Raw genomic sequence first — 16,741 nt, 5'->3', positions numbered from 1 at the left:
GGATCGAGGCACCGTCCCTTGAATGCTCGGCTGGCACGTCCGGGCCGACGACGAGCCAGGTCTCAAGCAGCCGATGACCAAACCAACCCAAATTCGTCTCGCATCGTGATCTTAGGATAATCCATGGATTCGCCTCCCACAGTCGTGACGGTTCCACCCAAGCCCGGACTTCCCAAAGCGATCGGTTCTTTGAACGTCGCCTTTGGTTTCTTTCTCTTCCTGATCGGGCTCGGGCCCCTGGATTTGATTGGCCCGTCGTTCACCCAAAACCAGCCGTTCAAACTTGAACCGGGCGATGCGCAGAATTTTTATGATCAGTATCGCCAACGACAGATTCTCGAGCTTCAAACTCGCGAGGAGTCGACCACCGACGACGCGAAAAAAGCGGCGTTGCGGGCCGAACGGCTGGAGCTCAGCACGAGTCATCAGAAGAACCTTGAGAAGCATATTGATCTTAAGTCGATCAACTATGTCCTGCTCTTGCTCAACTGGTATTACTGGGCCGATTTCGCGACGGGTCCGGTGCTCAACCTACTGATGCTCGCCTCGGGGATCGGCCTGACCCAACTTCGGGTCTGGGCGCGGAAGATGGCCATCTGGGTGGCCCTCCTGAAGATCGGACGGATCATCGCGTTGACCTTGTTCTTCACGATCGTGATCGTCCCCCAGGCGCATCGAGCGCTTCAGGCGGTTGCCCCCACCGAACTCGGCAAAGTCATCATCGCGAAAGCGAACGCCACTCTGAGTCAGGGGCGGACCAGCCCTCCCCCCGTCCAATACACGGCAGAGAACTTTGCCTTGAACATGGTCGCGATGGCTTATATCCTCGCCCTGTTCGGCATGATTCTCTGCCTGATTTACCCGGCGGTCACCCTGGTCATCCTGACCCGCCCGAGCGTCAAGGCGGCATGCTGTCTCGACGAGGTGTCCGGCTCTGAGGAACGCGAGGGAGAACTGTCGTAACCGGCGCCGTGGACTTTGCCGGATCATAAGGACTCTCGGCGATGCGAATGCCCCGGGTTCGATTCCGTGAATTCCTCCTCATCACGACTCTGGCCTCGCTCGTCACCGCGGCCTTCGCGCTTCGGGCGAGCGTGGCCCACCTTGAGGCCGCCCACGTTCATGCCACCCGCGCTTACCAGGCCCGGCTCCAACTGCCTTTTTGGGAAGGTGTCGTCAAGGACCGCCAGATGCGGGTGAAGCGGGCCACGACGGCCGCTGAGAAGGCGATTCTCCAGGTGGTTCTCACGGACGCCCGTTCCTTACAGGTACAGGCTGTCGAGAATGCTGAGCACCTGGAACGGGTCGCGAGCCGCTACCGGCCCTAGGCCGACAATCGGGGGCGCCGGCCGATGGGAAGCCGCGAAAGTTGGCTATGCGGCTGGGCAGCTAAGATCGCCTCATCGTGACCGGGGCTGAGTGGCTCACCGGTGCGTTCAGGCGAGGTGAGTTGGTCTCCAAGCTTCGCACCCTTCTCGCAAGCAATCCGCTCCAGATCCTACGAGTTCCACGTATCGCCAAACCTCCGACGAGTGTAAAGTAAACACGTCTCCGGAAGCCGGGAGTGCTTGCGCTCAATGGTTTCGACGAAATAATTCTGCGTGTTCGACGATTGACCTGGCAGAGCCGCGCGCTTCAAGGCGATCCATCCCTCTGCGGAGCAAAGAGTGATATGGAACCCGTGTCGTCCTCCTCGTACGTGGTCCCCAACCCACGGATTCCCAAGGTTCTCGGCATTCTGAATATTGTTTTTGCCTCAGCGTTGATGATCTGTGGGCTCTGTTCCATCGGTTATTACACGTCGATCCCTATGTTTTCGAAGACGATGGTGAAGTTCCAGAAGGATATCGAGGCGAAGCAGGACTCGGAGCGGAAAGCCGTCCTCGATGCATTTAAGGCCGAGGAGGAAGCCGCCACGACCGACGAGGCGAAGGCCGCGGTCGGTGAGAGGCGGAAGGTCTACGAGGCCCAGCCGCAACCTCCGAAAGTCCCTCAGATGGATTTCGGAGCGATGGGCCTCGAGGACCGTCCCATTCTGATTTATGTTTGGTTTGAGTTTTTGAGTGGACTACTGCTGAATCTCCTGCTCTTGACGGCGGGGATCGGGTTGGTGCTGCGAAGACCGTGGGGGATCAAGCTTGGCCTGGGAGTCGCCGCACTGAAGATCATTCGGCTGGTTTTGGTCTACGGCTACGCGACGATCGCCATCATTCCGAAGCTCGCTGTGGGTATGACCAAATTTCAGATGCAGGCCATGGCGCAGCAGCAGGCCGCGGGCCAGAAGTTACCGCCAGGATTTGCTGATACGCTCACCAAGGCGATGCTGGTCTGGTTCACGTCGTGTGCCGTGGCCATGATGATCGTGGGATCGATTTACCCCATCGTCTCGCTCTGGTTGCTCAGCCGCCCGAGTGCGCGAGCCGCCTGTTCGGACTCGGCCAAGACGCAGGAGCCCGACGTCTCGTGGTGACCCTCTTGTCAGCGGTGTTCGGTCCGCTCGTCGAGTCAGAGTGCCGCAGGGCCCTGGCGCGCGGTTGGCTCATTCTTGTGCGGACCTTGGCCGCGCTCGCCATTCTGTCGGTCACGATGATCGACCTCTGGTACGGTTGGATCTGCGTTTATTCCATCCCCGACTATCGTCCCTACATCGAGTTTCGATTCGGTCTGACACTCGTTGAGGGGATCTTGCTGACAATTGCCCTCGTCATCTCGCCGGCGGTGCTGGCGGGAACGCTCGCCGGTGAGAAGGAGCGAGGGGCGCTCGGCTTGCTCCTTACCACCAGGTTGAACTCGCGAGAAGTGGTTCTCGGGCGATTCGCAGGCAAGATGACCCAGGTTCTGATGATCCTGCTCGTGGGAGTGCCGTCGATCGTTCTGTTCGCCGCGCTGACCGGTTCCGACGCGAAGACCATGGGAGTTCTCCTGCTCTTGCCGACCGCCGTTGGTTTTGGCGGGGGCGGGTTATCGATGGCGATCTCGGCCGTGTCACGGCGGGGCCGGGACGCGCTTCTTTCGGTCTACCTGATCGATCTGGTGTTCCTTCTCGGTCCACTGGCCAACGCACTCAAACTATCGCTCGGGCCTCTCGAGTGGTTACTGTTGCTGAACCCGTACAGCACGCTGGGGAGTCTCGTCTGGGAGGAAAGGTATGAGCCGGCCTTGCTCTCAAGTGGGCTCTGGATGGCTCTCGGGCTGATTGGGCTTGCCGTTGCCTCCTGGCGACTTGCTCCCAACTGCCTGGGCCAACTCGACGGTGCCCAGGTCGGCCGGACTGGCAAACGCCGAGGCCGGGTTCCTCCGCTCCGCGGCGACCGGCCGATGATCTGGAAAGAGCTTTATATCGAACGCGCGGGAACGCTTGGCGGGTTGGGGTGGTGGGTGTGCGCCTGCCTGACGTTGCTCCTCGGTATCGGCAGCCTGACGATGGCCGGCGTGATGATCTGGGCCAAGTGGCAAGCGCCCGCTAGCGGTCAAGAATGGTATGGGTGGGCTCAGTCCATGCTGAAGATTGCCGTGGGGGAATCCGGGTTGATTCTCTCCTGGTTGATCCAGTGGGCGGTTGGCCTTCGCGCTGCAGTGACGATTGCGTCGGAGCGCGAGCGCGGGACCTGGGATGCGATTTTGACCAGTCCTCTGGAGGCCAAGGAAATCATCCGCGCGAAGCTCTGGGGTTCGCTCTTCGCGCTCCGTTGGCTATTCGCCGCGGCGGTTCTCGCCTGGAGTCTCTCGTTCGCTGTCGGGGCGATGTCAGGAGGAGATTACGCCAGACTGGTTATTGGAACCCTAGTCGTCGGCGGGTTCATGGCCGCGGTGGGTATTCGCGCGTCACTTGCCTCGACAACTTCCACGCGGGCCATGACGGTCACGATCGGTATCTGGCTCGGCGCGTTGGTCGCTTGCTCGATCATCGCCGCGATCCTCACGGCCATTGCTTGGTTGCTGCTCTTTATCACGATCACGGTGATGTCTGAGACGCTCGCGATCGTCCCTGTCAACATGCGCCGGTACGCGTCGGCAATGTCCGTTGTGCAACTCGTGATTGGCTATGCACCCTACGTTGTCGCAATGCTCGTCTTGGTGAGCTACACGAGGCTGCGGTTCGACCGTCTTGCCGGACGGAGCACGGAAGGCCGGTTTGCGCTCGCGGCCGAGCGCCTCCTTCACGAGCCAACCCCGGTTTTGACACCGACCGAAATGAGAGAACCGTCTCCCAGGTGACCCGTTCAGCCTCGCCGTCGTGGGCCGAGGATCGGATTCTGAGGGGCTCGTTGACGAGACGACCGCCCCTGCAGCCATGGAATCCCTGAGGCGCGTCCGCACCCCACCCGCAATTCCATACTCACTCTAGAGCTACGCCGAACCGGTTCTGAATCTAGAATTCACTTGTGATTGAATCCCACTTGTAGGGTGGGCACTGCCCACCATCCCTATCTCCTTGCTCATTAGGAAGTTAAGATGGTGGGCCGTGCCCACCCAACGGGAATCGTTGGGCCCACATTGATGCCCAGGACGATCACGACGCCGTCGAGGAAAATGGGTTCGGCGAAGCTTTGTATCTAGTTTTGCATGGATTTAAATAGAAGACTGCGGGCTGGATGCCCGCAGTCTCGGGGGAATCGAGAAAAATCGCGTTCTGAATGGTGATTACACCAAGTCGGAGAGAGGCCGAATCTCGTAGGGGTAGGCGTCGAGAATGCTCTGGAGTTCGCTGGCATCGATCGACTCATGATCCATGAGGTTTCGGGTGATCTCTTCGAGTGCGTCTCTTCGCTCGGAGAGGATCCGCCCGGAAGCCCTTTGAGCCTCGTCGAGAATCCGACGGACCTCGAGGTCGATTTCGCGTGCGGTCCGCGGGCTGCACGCGTAATCGTTGGCTCCTCCTCCGTTGAGGAAAGGGCTTCGCCCGTCGGTCTGGTAGCTGACTCGACCGATTTTGGGACTCATACCGAAGTCGGTGACCATTCGCCGGGCGATCTGTGTGGCGCGTTGGAGGTCGCTGGTCGCGCCGTCGGACACTTCGCCGTAGACGATTTCTTCGGCGACCGTCCCTCCGAGCAGAGAGCAGATCGTGCTCTCCAGCCAGGTTCGGGTATGGAGGAAGCGATCGTCCTCAGGACGATACATCGTGTAACCGAGAGCCGCCGTGCCGCGTCCCAGGATCGTGATCTTGTGAACCGGGTCGGTCTGGGGCAGGCTGCGCGACACCAGGGCGTGGCCTGCCTCGTGGTACGCGATTCGCAGCTTTTCCTCGGGGACGAGGACGCGCTGACGTTTCTCGGGACCTGCGATCACGCGCTCGACCCCTTCCTGGAACTCCACCGAACCGACCTTGGTCTTTCCCTTCCGGGCCGCGAGCAGGGCCGCCTCGTTCACGAGGTTGGCCAGGTCCGCGCCGACGAACCCTGAAGTCATCGCGGCGATTTGCCGGAGGTTGATTTCCTCATCAAGGGCCACGGTCTTGACGTGGACCTTGAGGATATCCTCACGGCCGAGGATGTCGGGTCGGTCAACCACGACTTGGCGATCGAACCGGCCCGGGCGCACCAGGGCGGGGTCGAGCATCTCGGGCCGGTTGGTGGCGGCGATGAGAATGATGCCGTTATTGGAGTTGAAACCATCCATTTGAACGAGGAGCTGATTCAGAGTCTGGTCGCGTTCGTCGTGGTTCCCTCCACCGGTCCCTCGCGCCTTGCCCAGTGCGTCGAGCTCGTCGATGAAGATCAGGCAGGGAGCCTTGGCCTCAGCTTGCTGAAACAAGCTCCGGACCCGCGCGGCGCCGACGCCTACGAACATCTCGACGAAGTCGGAACCGGAGAGCGAGAAAAAGGGAACTCCCGCCTCGCCCGCCACCGCCTTGGCCAGGAGCGTTTTGCCCGTGCCGGGTGGCCCGGCCAACAGAACCCCCTTGGGAATTCTTCCGCCCAGCGCCTGGTACTTCTCCGGCGTCCGGAGGAACTCGACGACTTCACGCAGTTCCGTCACCGCTTCTTCATTGCCCGCGACGTCATCGAAAGTAACCCGACGCTCATCCTTCTCGTAGACCTTGGGACGACTCTTGGCGAACGCCATCGCCGATCCCATGCCGCCCGATCGTTTCATCATGATCCAGAGAGCAACGATCAGGAACGTCAGGGTAAACGAAGGGAGCACGACCGTCTGAACGAGCGAAGGGCCGGCCTCCCCTTGATAATCGGTGCCGAGCTTCTCGCGGAGCAGCCGGAAGAGCTGCTGGTCGTCCTCGAGGCCGACTCGGGAGGTGGAGAAATGCACGGAGCGGGACGTCGGGCCTTTGGTTTTCAGTTCACCGGTGATCCAGGTCGGGCCCACCTTGGCCGAACGAATCTCCCCTTTCTCGAGCCGTTGAATGAAATCTCCGTAGCCGATGTCTCGAGCCGACTGGAAGGTGATGGACCAGTAAATCAGGGGTGGGGTGCAGAGTAGAGCGACCGCAAGAAGGAGCCAGGGAGAAGACAAGCGGGAAGGACGGCGCGAGGGTGCAGAGCGCGTGGTCTTAGGATCCATGCCGGGATCATCCGTGGAGTATCAGACAAGGTGTAAGCTCAAGAAGTCGAGGGATAGCATTATCCCTCGAGTCGATTCAACCGAGACGGTCAGAAGGCGGGACCTCAAAGTTTAGGATTCTGCGGGGGTCTCGTCAATAATTTCTTCCCGAACCACGGATCGTTTCGCCGAACGGGACGTGCGGACTTCCGTGCGGCGGCCCCGCGTCTCCCGAGGCCGTCGGGCCGTGAGGAAGTTGGGGCCGTGCTTCGATGCGGCGAGCCTTGGAGAGGTCGATCCGCTCGTCGCTGAGGTTGACCTCGAACTTGCGATTCCCCGGCAGTTGCATCGGGAGCCGGACGGTGAAGGTGCTCCCCTGCCCTGGCCGACTCTCGAGGAAAATGTCTCCCCCGAGCAGCTTGGTCAACTCGCGAACGATCGAAAGGCCGAGCCCGGTGCCCTGGTGCTCACGGGTCAGCACACTGTCTTCCTGGCCGGGCCCCCCCGCCTGGCGGAACTTCTCGAAGATCTTCTCGCGGTCCTCCTCGGCGATTCCAATGCCCGTGTCGGCCACATCGATGACGACGTGCCGCCCTTCGGTCCTGGCCCGCAACGAGACGCGGCCCCCCTCAGGCGTGAACTTGATCGCGTTGGAGAGCAGGTTATAGAGGATCTGGCGGAGCTTGCCCGAGTCCTGTCGGAGCAACGGGATGGCCTCGTCGAGCCGGCATTCGAGGTCGATGTTCTTCCGTTCCGCGATCGGGCGGGCGAGGCTGGTCAAGGCTTCGCAGACGTCGCGGATCGAGAAGTCCTCGGTCCGCACCTCCATCTTGCCACTCTCGATCTTGGCCAGGTCCAGAATGTCGTTAATCATTCCCAGGAGCATCTTGCCCGAAGACTGGATGTTCGAGGCGTACCGTCGTTGTCGCTCGTTGATCTGCTCGCTCCCCGCGAGCACTTCGGAGAAGCCGATGATCGAGTTCAACGGGGTGCGGAGTTCGTGGCTCATCGTGGCCAGGAAGTCGCTCTTGAGCCGGTTCATCTCGAAGAGGGCCAGGTTGGCCTGAGCCAGTTCGTCGACCTTGCGGTCGAGGTCTCCGTTGACGTCACGCAATTCCTGCTGCATCGAGACGAGGTTGTGAAGCATGCGGTTGAACGCATGCGAGAGCTCTTCGAATTCATCACCCGTCTGAATCTGGCTGCGGATGTTGAGCTTGCCTGCCGCGATGGCGTCGGAGACGTCCCGCAAATGCTTGACCGGCTTGACGATCACGTAGCGCACGATCACGTAGGAGGCCACCATCGCCAGGATCGCCGTTACGAGGGCGGCCGTGATCAGGATGGCGCGATTGCTGTGGATGGCCTTGTTCGTGGGCTCCATCGGCAGCCGGATCGAGACCATTCCGGCGAAGTCCCCCGCCTTGGCCAGTTGAAATTTGCCATCCTCCGTCTGCCGCGACATGTGATTGTCGATGGCGCTGTCGCGACTGCCGTGACAGGCAATCAGGCAGCCGGGCTTGTACAAGACCGCCTGGAGGTACTGAAAGTCCTTCTTGCCAGGCGGGATCTTACTGCTCCACATCGGCGTGCCATCGCCGAAGGTGTACGGCTTCCGTGGGTTGCCGGCTTTTCGGTACGCCTCCTCGGAACCCGCCGAGCGGACAAACCGAGCGAGCGTGGCCCTCTCAAACTCGTCGTCAGGCGTATTCTTCTTCCGCGGCCTGTACGGGTTGAGAATCTTCGACTCGTACTTGGGAAGATCATCCAGGAGCGAGAGATCATCCCAGAGCATGCCGATGAGCGCCTGGAATTCGGAATTTCCCGTGGCTTTGTAGTGAATGTTCATCAACGCGGGGTTGACGAGCATTCGCGCAGTCTGGGTGGTCTGGTTGATGACCAGGGTCTCGGTCTTCTGACCGTACCAGTAGAAACTCACCGTGACGAGGACGAGGATACCGCCGCCGAAGATGAAGCGGCATTTCCGCTCCAGGCTCGTCTCGCCCAGCAAGTGCTTAAAGCTGCGGTAGGACACGGGGTTGTCTCCCCCCCTTGGGACGCCGCCCGGGCGTGAAATGGCTTCCTTGCCAAGACGTCACCGTCGATGAAGCCTGAGGTGGCACCTCAGAATACCGCAAATCGACGACGACGAATAGGGCGAGATCCGGAGACGGAGGTGCTTTGAAGCAAACAGGTTACCGTGGAACGTGTCGTCCTCGTGGCGGATTCGAGCCGTCGTGAAAACGAATCGCATCCCGCCTGCGATCCTTCGCTCATCGTTTGCTGGTCCGACGAGGTGGATTCAGCGGCTGGCACTTTGGGCAAAAGTGAGTTGGCCGACCGCTCAGCCCCGCGATCTTCGTCTTCTCGATCGGGTCGCCACAATTCGGGCAAGGCTGTCCCCCGCGGCCGTACATCGCGTTTCCGGCCAAAAAGCCCCCCTCGAGACCGAGCACGGTACGATAACCCGCGTCGAAGCTCGACCCCTCCGCCGCGATCGCCTCGGCCAGCACGGCTGGGATCGCGGCGTGAAGGCGGTCAAGCTCCGCGTTCGAGAGCTTCGAAGCAGGACGCGAGGGATGGATCCGCGACCGGAAGAGGATCTCGTCGGCGTAAATGTTGCCGATCCCAGCGAGCACCTTCTGGTCCATGAGCGTCGGCTTGATCCCCCGCCCGGTCCGTTCGAGCCGATCACTCAACTCTTGCCGGGTGATTACGAGCGCGTCGGGACCGTGCGATCGTGCGAACGCGAATTCAGCCTCGTCGGGGCCGGGATACCAGGCGATCTTGCCCAGGCGCCGGTTGTCGCAGAACCAGATGCTCTCCCGTGGCCCATTCGTCCGGAAAATCAGGCGGATGTGTTCCGGGCGATCGGGAGGAACGAGCCAAAAGCCTCCAGTCATCCGGGGCTGGATGACGATCAATCCACGGCGGTCACCCAGCGTGATGACGACCCACTTGCCGCGACGGTCGACTCGGTCGACCTTCGCCCCTTGGCCGAATCGCTCGAACTCGCGGGCGGTATGGCCGACGAGCAAGAATTCGTCGAGGACTTGCACCTCACGCAGGGTCATTCCCCCAAGCGCAGGCCGGAGCCCTCGCACCATCGTTTCCACTTCGGGTAACTCGGGCATGGCTTGTCCTCTCTGAATGAGCTCGCCACCAAAAAGTCTACCGCACAGCGAGCCTACAATCATCACTGCGGTCCGAATCCTGCAAACTCTTTCAAATTCCGTCAGGCGGCTCTGAAGGTTCTTGACAAGTTGTGAAAGAGGCCGGAAACTCTCTTGTGGGTTTGTGAACGAAACCGATCGCCTGAGGCCTGATGCTCGCCGAAACACGTCGCCGCCACTTGCTGGATCTGATCGCTCGCCAGGGGTTTGCCACGCTCGATGAGCTGGTCAAGTCGTTGGGAGTGTCGGAAAGCACGGTCCGCCGTGATTTGGAGAACCTCGACCTGACTGGGGCGATCAAGCGGACGCACGGTGGGGCGGTGTTTCAGGGAGAGTTGCGTACCTTGCCGGCGCTTGAAGACCGAGTCACAACCGCCGCGACGGAGAAGCAGGTGATCGGCCGGGCGGCCGCCCTGCTCTTCGAGGACGGGGACACGGTTCTGCTCGACGGGGGAACGACGACCCTGGAGGTGGCGCGCTCCTTGCTGGGCCGGTCGTTGCAGATCGTGACCAACAGCCTTCCGATCGCGCAGCTCGTCGCGTCCTGTCCCTCGATCGATCTGATTTTGATCGGCGGTTACGTGTACCCGCGAACGGGCGTTGCGCTGGGGCCGTTGGCGATCGCCACGATGCAGGGGATTCGCGTCCGCAAGGCGGTCCTGGGAGCGGGCGGAATCGTGGCCGAGGGGATTTACAACTCGAACCTACTACTGGTCGAGACCGAGCGTCAGATGATGAGCTGCGGTCAAGAGGTGATCATCGTCGCGGACCACTCCAAGTTCGGTCGGTTGGCGCTTGCAAGGCTTTGCGGCTTGGAAGAGGTCCAGCACCTGGTCGTCGACTCCGGCCTGGAGGACGAGGACCGCGCGATGGTGGAGCGGGCGGGGGTGACGATTCACCTCGCGTCTATGGCGGGAGAGAACGTGGAGGGACGTGCCAATGGCGCTCTCCGCTCGGACGGATTGAGGAAGGACGCATGAGTAGCCTCGAGGCCTCGAGAGATCTGGTCGAGCAGCTCGTCCGGTCGATCCTGACGCAGCAACTCGGCAACGGCCTTTCCGGCAACGGGCGGGTCGGCCCCGCAAAGCCGAATGTCGTTGCGAATATCTCCGCGCGGCACTGTCACCTGACCCAGGAGGACGTGAACGTCCTGTTCGGGGATGGGTATCAGCTCACGGAGATGAAGCGGCTCTACCAGGCGACCGACTTCGCCGCCAACGAGACGGTCGCGGTCGTCGGCCCTCGCCAGCGGATGATTCCGAGCGTGCGGATCCTTGGCCCTTGCCGCCAGTTCAGCCAGGTGGAGCTCTCGTTCACCGACTCGATCAGCCTGGGCATCGACATCCCGGTGCGGCTCTCGGGCGACGTCGAAGGAACGCCCGGCTGCCTCCTGGTGGGGCCGAAGGGGAGCCTGGTGATGCCCAAGGGAGTGATCCGGGCGGAACGCCACGTTCACATGGGCACGAAGGATGCCGCTTACTACGGCGTCAAGCATCTCGACCGGATGAACATGCGGGTGGACAGCCCCTGCCCCACCACGCTCGAGGGCCTGCTCGTGCGGGTCAATCCTGACTGGAAGCTCGAGGTGCATATCGACACCGACGAGGCCAACTGCTGCGACCTGGTGCACGCGACCAACGTCACCTTATTCCGTCCTTGATTGCCGATTCGACCGAAATTTGCCCGATTTGTCCCGACTGAAGGAGGGCCGAAATGGCCGTTGCGACGCTTGAAGCGCTAGGCATGATTGAGTGCAAAGGGTTCGTCGCCCTGGTGGAAGCCTGCGACGCGATGCTGAAGGCCGCCAACGTCGAGTTGGTGGGCTGGGACAAGATCGGTAGCGGCCTGGTCACGGCCTTCGTGGCAGGCGACGTCGCCGCGGTGAAAGCGGCCGTCGATGCCGGGGCGGCCGCCGCCAGCCGGATCGGCGAAGTGGTCAGCGTGCAGGTGATCCCCCGTCCCCACGAAGACCTGAGCGGAATCCTGACCTTCACCAAGGCCGCGGCTCAGGCTCCCGCCAAGACCGCCAACTCCAAGAATGACGGAGCCTAATCCCATGGCGACGGTTCAAAAAAGCAATGCGCGGAGCAATGGCAGCACGGGCTTCAACGGCGATGCGTTGGGCCTGATCGAGACCAAGGGGCTGGTCGGCGTCATTGAGGCGACCGACGCCATGCTCAAGGCGGCCAACGTGACCCTGGTCGGACGCGTCGGCATTGGCGCGGCGTTCATCACGACGCTGGTTCGGGGCGACGTCGGCAGCGTTCGCGCGGCCGTCGAAGCGGGAGCCGAGGCCGCCAGCCGCGTCGGCGAGCTCGTCAGCGCCCACGTGATTCCCCGGCCTGACGAAGCGGTTGTGCGCACCTTCATCGGTTGATCCCCAGTGAGGGCGTGGGCCACACGCCAATTCCAAAGAAGACGGCTCCCCCATGTGTTGCACACGCCCTACCCGAGGTTTGGAAACGTCATGAACGGCAATGCAATTGGCCTGATCGAAACCCAGGGGTTGGTCGGCCTGATCAACGCGATCGACGCGATGCTCAAGGCCGCGAGCGTCGAGCTCGTCAGCTCGATCATCAAACTCGACGGCGGCATCGTCAGTGTGGTGGTCCGGGGCGATGTCAGCAGCGTCCGCGCCGCGGTCGAAGCGGGGGCCGAGGCCGCCTCGCGTATCGGCGAATTGAAGGCGGCCCACGTGATCCCCCGCCCCAGCGACACGATCGTCGCGACCTTCATCGGAGGGTCCAGTCGTTGAAAATCCTCGTCGCTAACCTCGGCAGCACCAGCTTCAAGTACCGCCTCTATAACCTGGAGGGGGAGAATGAGCAAATGCTGGCGCGTGGCGCGATCGAGCGCATCGGCTCGCCCAACTCCAAGATCACCTTCCAGTCAGCGCGGGGTGATGCGGAGAGCGTCGAGCCGATCGCCAACCATGGCGATGCGGTCCAGTCCTGCCTCGACCAATTGATCGACCCCGAGCTGGGCGTTCTGGAAGAGGCAGGTGACGTGGCTGCCATCGGCTTCAAGGCGGTTCACGCTCGAAACCTGACCGGTGTGCAGCGCGTGAACGAGGAGGTGCTCGTCGCGATGGAGGCATTCGCCGACGTCGCCCCGGCGCACAACCCGCCGTACACCAAAGCGATGCGGATGCTCGCGGAGCGGTTCCCCAACCTCCCGCTGGTCGCCGCGTTCGAGACCGGGTTCCACCGCACCATCCCTGAAGCCAACCAACGCTACGCGATTCCCGAGGAGTGGACGACCAATTTTGGGGTCCGCCGCTGGGGGTTTCATGGCGCGAGCCATCGTTACATCGCCGGGCGAATGGCTCAGCTTCTCGGTCGCTCGGACCTGAAATTGATCTCATGTCACCTGGGAGGGAGCTCATCTCTCTGTGCGATTCGCGACGGCAAGTCGGTCGCTTGCAGCCTGGGGATGAGCCCGCAGTCGGGCCTGCCGCAGAACAATCGGGTCGGTGACTTCGACCCCTTCGCCCTGCCGGTTCTGCTCCGCGAGACTGGCAAGAGCCTCGAAGAGGTCCTCGACATCCTGGCGAACCAGTCGGGGCTCGAAGGTTTGAGCGGCGCCGGTCGTGACTTGCGGGATATCGAGGCGGCAGCCAGCGGGGGAGACGCGAAAGCGAACCTGGCGCTGGGGGTCTATATCGCCGCGGTCCGCCACTACCTCGGGGCCTACCTCGTGGAGTTGGGGGGGGCTGACGCGATCGTCTTCACCGGCGGGATCGGCGAGAACTCGGTCACGATCCGCTCGGGCGTCTGCCGCGACCTGGATTGGCTGGGCGTTTCGTTCGACCCGGTCGCGAACGAAGGGGGCGTGCCCGAGCGGAAGGTCTCCGCGGCCGGCTCTCGGATCGAGATCTGGACCGTTCCGACCAATGAAGAGATCGTCGTCGCCCGCCAGACGCGCGAACTCCTGGCGTCCTCGTCGTAAATCCATAGCTGTTCCGGAGCCGTCCATGTTCGTCGCTCGAGTGACCGGAAGTGTGGTGGCCACCCAGAAGGTGGCGTCGATGACCGGTCACAAGCTGCTGATCGTCGAACCTTATCGGGTGGACGAGAAGAACCAGGACCGCCTGGTGCCGACCGGCCGCACGTTTGTGGTCGTCGACACGCTGGGTGCTGGGCTGGACGAGATGGTCCTGGTTTGCCAGGGGTCGAGCGCCCGGCTCACCCCTGAGACGGAGAAGCTGCCGATCGATGCGGTGGTCATCGGCTTGATCAACACGGTGGATATCGGCGGCCGGGAGATCTTCTCCAGCCGGGAACTCTCTTGAAGGCGTCGGTTGTGATTCGGACTCCCCTTCGGGTTGGTGGACCGTTCACCTCCTACATGAGTGCCAACCATGCAAATGACTGAAGACCTGATCCGGAACGTCGTTCAGCAAGTGTTGTCGCAGATGGGAGGCACGAGCCCGGCGACCAACGGCAAGGCCTCAGCCAAGCCCTCGGGCCAGTGGGGGATCTATCCCACGGCCGACGCCGCCGTGACCGCCGCCGAGGCGGCCTTCCAGGAGTATCGAACTCGGCCTTACGACGATCGAAAGAAGGCCGTCGAGTGCATCAAGCGGATCTGCGTTGAGCAGGCTGAGGAACTCGGCCGGCTCGAGCTCGAAGAGACGAAGATCGGCCGGCTCGATCACAAGATTGCCAAGCTTCGCGACGCGATCCCGCAAGTGCCGGGGGTCGAGTACCTTCGCACCGACAACGCGTCGGGAGACAACGGCCTGACCCTGACCGACTACTCCCCATTCGGAGTTATCGGAGCGATCACGCCGGTAACCCACAGCTTGCCGACCCTGGCGGGCAACGCGATCAATATGCTGGCTTCCGGCAACACGGTCGTCTTCAACGCCCATCCGTCGGGGGCCAAGATCGCCGCCGAGGGGGTCCGCCGGTTCAACAAGGCGATTCAGCAAGCGATCGGCCTCGATGATTTGCTCACGATCATCGATCCGCCGACTCTGGAATCGGCCTCAGCACTGTTCGACCATCGGGGCGTCCGCCTGCTGGTGGTGACCGGTGGTCCCGCCGTCGCCCGAGCGGCCCTGGCGAGCAAGCGGCGAGCGGTCGTGGCGGGGCCGGGCAATCCGCCGGTCGTCGTCGACTCGACGGCCTGCCTCGACAATGCGGCCCGATCCATCGTGGCGGGGGCGGCCTTCGACAACAACCTGCTCTGCATCGGCGAGAAGCAGGTATTTGCGGTCGCCGATATCTTCGACAAGCTGCTCGATACCGTTTCGCGAAACGGTGGCTATCGCCTCAACTCCTCACAGATCGATGCGTTGACGAAGGCGGCCTTCAAGTTGGGCGACGATAACGCCTTGCATGTCAACAAGGACCTGGTCGGCCAGGACGCCGCCGTCCTGGCTCGCTATGCGGGCGTCGAAGTGCCGCAGGGCACGCAAATTGTTTACGGCGAAACGGGAGCCGACCATCCGTTCGTCGAACACGAGCAGATGATGCCGTTCATCCCGTTCGTCCGGGTCTCCAACGTCGACCGCGCCATCGCCATGGCCAAGCAGAGTGAACACGGTTACGGCCATACCGCCGTGCTCCACTCGCGCGACACCTCGGTGATGTCGAAGATGGGCAAGTTGATGGACTGCACCGTGTTCGTCATCAACGGGCCGAGCCCGGCCGGGCTCGGCCTGGGTGGAGAGGGAACCTTGTCGTTCTCAATCGCGGGGCCGACGGGCGAGGGGTTGACCACTCCCCTGACCTTCTGCCGGCAGCGTCGCACGGCGGTGATTGGCAGCATGCGGTTCGTCTGATGAGTGAGTTGGGTCGGGGCGAGGCGAGGAGCGATCGATGCAACTCGGGCGCGTGGTCGGAACGGCAACCTCGACGATCAAGCATCCGTCCTTTCAAGGGGAGCGGCTGCTGATCGTCCAGCTCGAAGGGGTTGAGGGAAAGGCCGACGGCGAACCGGTCCTCGTGTTTGATCGGATGGGGGCTGCGCGGGGGGATCTCGTATTAGTCACGAACGACGGGATGACGTTGCAGGAGCAACTCGGCCGGAACACGCCCGGGCGTTGGAGCGTCATGGGGTTGCCCGACCGATGAGCATCGCAAGCGTCGAACAGGTCGCGGCCGCGGTCAGAGAGGTCCTTCGGGATCTCGACCGAGGTCGCGCGTCGCGGCCGAGAGTCGGGGTTTCCCGGCAAGACGTCTTCGCGGAGCGGCTGCTCTCGCTCCGCCAGGCGGAGGGGTTTGCGGCCAACCGCCATGAGATTCGGATCGCGCCTGGGACGGTGGTCACGCCCTTGGCTCGCGACTTTCTCAAGCGGCAGGGGATCAGTCTGAAGGTGGTTTCCCGGTCCGAAGTCGAACGAGTTCGTGACCCGGGAGAATGGGGGCTGGCGATCGAGTCGGACTCGGGCCTGATCTCAGCGTTTCGGAGGTCCTTGCTCGACGGAGCTCACCCCTGGCACGAGGTCGAAGGATCGGCCGAAGCCGCGGCGGATTGGGTCATCGATTCGCCAGGGCGGGGTGTCGTCCTCTTGACGGACCAGGCTTCGGTTGCGGTCTGGCTGGGTTGCCGGGTGCCGGGTGTCAGAGCGGCGCAGGTGGGCGACGTTGACTCCGTGGACCGGGCGATTCGCTGGCTGGGCGTGAACTTACTTGTGGTCGAGCCGGCGGGGAAGTCGATTTCCCTACTGAAACAGATGAGCCTCGTCTTTCAGCGGGCGGGCGCTCCTCGAACGGTCGAAGGCCTCGAGGGGAGAGTCTGACATGCGGATCGCCGAGGTGATCGGACGAGTGACGTTGTCCCGGAGCCACCCGAGCCTGCGAGGCGCACGGTTCGTCCTCGCCCTGCCGATGCCGCTCGAGGCACTGACCGAGGACTCGGCCAAACGCGGCGAGGATGTGGTCGTTTACGACGACCTCGGCGCCGGCCCTGGAAGTCTGATCGGACTGAGCGAGGGCCGCGAGGCGGCTAACCCGTTCGGAAAAGTAAAAATACCTGTGGATGCCTACTGCGCCTGCCTCCTGGATCGGTTGTCCTTCTAAAAGCGAAACGAACGGGGCGGCCCAAGCGAATCGGAGATTTCG

The 16,741-nt window shown here is 62.4% G+C and carries 18 protein-coding genes; 15 read left to right on the top strand and 3 right to left on the bottom strand.

The genetic code is table 11. The annotated features are described in order from the left end of the window. The first annotated feature begins 123 nt into the window (after positions 1-123). The 4 genes from V5E97_RS37330 to V5E97_RS37315 all read left to right on the top strand — a co-directional run bounded on the left by V5E97_RS37330 (position 124) and on the right by V5E97_RS37315 (position 4,218). Positions 124-963: a hypothetical protein gene (locus V5E97_RS37330; RefSeq protein ID WP_406696615.1), complete on the top strand. Its 840-nt coding sequence runs from the start codon at positions 124-126 to the stop codon at positions 961-963. Between the two features lie 41 nt (positions 964-1,004). Beyond that, positions 1,005-1,328: a hypothetical protein gene (locus V5E97_RS37325; RefSeq protein ID WP_406696614.1), complete on the top strand. Its 324-nt coding sequence runs from the start codon at positions 1,005-1,007 to the stop codon at positions 1,326-1,328. Positions 1,329-1,672: 344 nt separating this feature from the next. Continuing rightward, positions 1,673-2,470, top strand: a complete 798-nt coding sequence (locus tag V5E97_RS37320) for a hypothetical protein (protein WP_406696613.1) — start codon at positions 1,673-1,675, stop codon at positions 2,468-2,470. Then, positions 2,464-4,218, top strand: coding sequence for an ABC transporter permease (locus tag V5E97_RS37315; RefSeq protein ID WP_406696612.1), 1,755 nt, complete (start codon positions 2,464-2,466; stop codon positions 4,216-4,218). The genes V5E97_RS37320 and V5E97_RS37315 overlap by 7 nt, the downstream gene beginning before the upstream one ends. A gap of 426 nt (positions 4,219-4,644) precedes the next feature. Here V5E97_RS37315 and ftsH read toward each other — a convergent pair whose 3' ends face one another. The 3 genes from ftsH to mutM form a co-directional block, all read right to left on the bottom strand. Further along, positions 4,645-6,522 carry an ATP-dependent zinc metalloprotease FtsH gene (gene ftsH, locus V5E97_RS37310; protein ID WP_406696611.1) on the bottom strand — a complete coding sequence of 626 codons (1,878 nt, stop codon included), beginning with the start codon at positions 6,520-6,522 and terminating at the stop codon, positions 4,645-4,647. A 133-nt stretch (positions 6,523-6,655) separates the two neighbouring features. Next, positions 6,656-8,533, bottom strand: coding sequence for an ATP-binding protein (locus tag V5E97_RS37305; RefSeq protein ID WP_406696610.1), 1,878 nt, complete (start codon positions 8,531-8,533; stop codon positions 6,656-6,658). A 238-nt stretch (positions 8,534-8,771) separates the two neighbouring features. Beyond that, on the bottom strand, positions 8,772-9,632 hold the full coding sequence (mutM, locus tag V5E97_RS37300; RefSeq protein ID WP_406696609.1) for a bifunctional DNA-formamidopyrimidine glycosylase/DNA-(apurinic or apyrimidinic site) lyase: 861 nt from the start codon (positions 9,630-9,632) through the stop codon (positions 8,772-8,774). A gap of 191 nt (positions 9,633-9,823) precedes the next feature. Between mutM and V5E97_RS37295 the strand changes: the two genes are divergently transcribed. The 11 genes from V5E97_RS37295 (at position 9,824) to V5E97_RS37245 (ending at position 16,699) form a co-directional block, all read left to right on the top strand. Further along, entirely contained in the window at positions 9,824-10,651 is an 828-nt protein-coding gene (locus V5E97_RS37295; protein WP_406696608.1) for a DeoR/GlpR family DNA-binding transcription regulator, read from the top strand. Then, a complete protein-coding gene (locus V5E97_RS37290; RefSeq protein ID WP_406696607.1) occupies positions 10,648-11,331 on the top strand; it encodes a PduL/EutD family phosphate acyltransferase in 684 nt (227 codons plus the stop codon). The genes V5E97_RS37295 and V5E97_RS37290 overlap by 4 nt, the downstream gene beginning before the upstream one ends. A 53-nt stretch (positions 11,332-11,384) precedes the next feature. After that, entirely contained in the window at positions 11,385-11,723 is a 339-nt protein-coding gene (locus V5E97_RS37285; RefSeq protein WP_406696606.1) for a BMC domain-containing protein, read from the top strand. 4 nt (positions 11,724-11,727) lie between these two features. Beyond that, positions 11,728-12,048: a BMC domain-containing protein gene (locus tag V5E97_RS37280; RefSeq protein ID WP_406696605.1), complete on the top strand. Its 321-nt coding sequence runs from the start codon at positions 11,728-11,730 to the stop codon at positions 12,046-12,048. Positions 12,049-12,138: 90 nt separating this feature from the next. Then, positions 12,139-12,426 carry a BMC domain-containing protein gene (locus V5E97_RS37275; RefSeq protein WP_406696604.1) on the top strand — a complete coding sequence of 96 codons (288 nt, stop codon included), beginning with the start codon at positions 12,139-12,141 and terminating at the stop codon, positions 12,424-12,426. Further along, positions 12,423-13,619, top strand: coding sequence for an acetate/propionate family kinase (locus V5E97_RS37270; RefSeq protein ID WP_406696603.1), 1,197 nt, complete (start codon positions 12,423-12,425; stop codon positions 13,617-13,619). Before V5E97_RS37275 ends, V5E97_RS37270 begins: the two co-directional genes overlap by 4 nt. A 25-nt stretch (positions 13,620-13,644) precedes the next feature. Beyond that, positions 13,645-13,962 (top strand): EutN/CcmL family microcompartment protein, encoded by a 318-nt coding sequence (locus V5E97_RS37265; RefSeq protein WP_074315863.1) that lies wholly within the window; start codon positions 13,645-13,647, stop codon positions 13,960-13,962. Positions 13,963-14,031: 69 nt separating this feature from the next. After that, positions 14,032-15,459: an aldehyde dehydrogenase gene (locus tag V5E97_RS37260; RefSeq protein WP_406696602.1), complete on the top strand. Its 1,428-nt coding sequence runs from the start codon at positions 14,032-14,034 to the stop codon at positions 15,457-15,459. A gap of 37 nt (positions 15,460-15,496) precedes the next feature. After that, positions 15,497-15,751, top strand: coding sequence for a EutN/CcmL family microcompartment protein (locus tag V5E97_RS37255; RefSeq protein WP_406696600.1), 255 nt, complete (start codon positions 15,497-15,499; stop codon positions 15,749-15,751). After that, positions 15,748-16,419: a hypothetical protein gene (locus V5E97_RS37250; RefSeq protein ID WP_406696599.1), complete on the top strand. Its 672-nt coding sequence runs from the start codon at positions 15,748-15,750 to the stop codon at positions 16,417-16,419. Before V5E97_RS37255 ends, V5E97_RS37250 begins: the two co-directional genes overlap by 4 nt. Before the next feature lies 1 nt (position 16,420). After that, positions 16,421-16,699 (top strand): EutN/CcmL family microcompartment protein, encoded by a 279-nt coding sequence (locus tag V5E97_RS37245; RefSeq protein WP_406696598.1) that lies wholly within the window; start codon positions 16,421-16,423, stop codon positions 16,697-16,699. The last annotated feature ends 42 nt before the right edge of the window (positions 16,700-16,741 follow it).

It is taken from the genome of Singulisphaera photorubra (assembly GCF_045290345.1).
GTDB lineage: Bacteria > Planctomycetota > Planctomycetia > Isosphaerales > Isosphaeraceae > Singulisphaera.
This window is presented reverse-complemented; position numbering and strand designations above follow the sequence as displayed.

What these genes read in the sequence shown, in the direction of transcription:
- V5E97_RS37330 (WP_406696615.1), top strand. Translation starts at nt 124, where the DNA reads ATGGATTCGCCTCCCACAGTCGTGACGGTTCCACCCAAGCCCGGACTT.
- V5E97_RS37325 (WP_406696614.1), top strand. Translation starts at nt 1,005, where the DNA reads ATGCGAATGCCCCGGGTTCGATTCCGTGAATTCCTCCTCATCACGACT.
- V5E97_RS37320 (WP_406696613.1), top strand. Translation starts at nt 1,673, where the DNA reads ATGGAACCCGTGTCGTCCTCCTCGTACGTGGTCCCCAACCCACGGATT.
- ftsH (WP_406696611.1), bottom strand. Translation starts at nt 6,522, where the DNA reads ATGGATCCTAAGACCACGCGCTCTGCACCCTCGCGCCGTCCTTCCCGC.
- mutM (WP_406696609.1), bottom strand. Translation starts at nt 9,632, where the DNA reads ATGCCCGAGTTACCCGAAGTGGAAACGATGGTGCGAGGGCTCCGGCCT.
- V5E97_RS37295 (WP_406696608.1), top strand. Translation starts at nt 9,824, where the DNA reads ATGCTCGCCGAAACACGTCGCCGCCACTTGCTGGATCTGATCGCTCGC.
- V5E97_RS37290 (WP_406696607.1), top strand. Translation starts at nt 10,648, where the DNA reads ATGAGTAGCCTCGAGGCCTCGAGAGATCTGGTCGAGCAGCTCGTCCGG.
- V5E97_RS37285 (WP_406696606.1), top strand. Translation starts at nt 11,385, where the DNA reads ATGGCCGTTGCGACGCTTGAAGCGCTAGGCATGATTGAGTGCAAAGGG.
- V5E97_RS37280 (WP_406696605.1), top strand. Translation starts at nt 11,728, where the DNA reads ATGGCGACGGTTCAAAAAAGCAATGCGCGGAGCAATGGCAGCACGGGC.
- V5E97_RS37275 (WP_406696604.1), top strand. Translation starts at nt 12,139, where the DNA reads ATGAACGGCAATGCAATTGGCCTGATCGAAACCCAGGGGTTGGTCGGC.
- V5E97_RS37265 (WP_074315863.1), top strand. Translation starts at nt 13,645, where the DNA reads ATGTTCGTCGCTCGAGTGACCGGAAGTGTGGTGGCCACCCAGAAGGTG.
- V5E97_RS37260 (WP_406696602.1), top strand. Translation starts at nt 14,032, where the DNA reads ATGCAAATGACTGAAGACCTGATCCGGAACGTCGTTCAGCAAGTGTTG.
- V5E97_RS37255 (WP_406696600.1), top strand. Translation starts at nt 15,497, where the DNA reads ATGCAACTCGGGCGCGTGGTCGGAACGGCAACCTCGACGATCAAGCAT.
- V5E97_RS37250 (WP_406696599.1), top strand. Translation starts at nt 15,748, where the DNA reads ATGAGCATCGCAAGCGTCGAACAGGTCGCGGCCGCGGTCAGAGAGGTC.
- V5E97_RS37245 (WP_406696598.1), top strand. Translation starts at nt 16,421, where the DNA reads ATGCGGATCGCCGAGGTGATCGGACGAGTGACGTTGTCCCGGAGCCAC.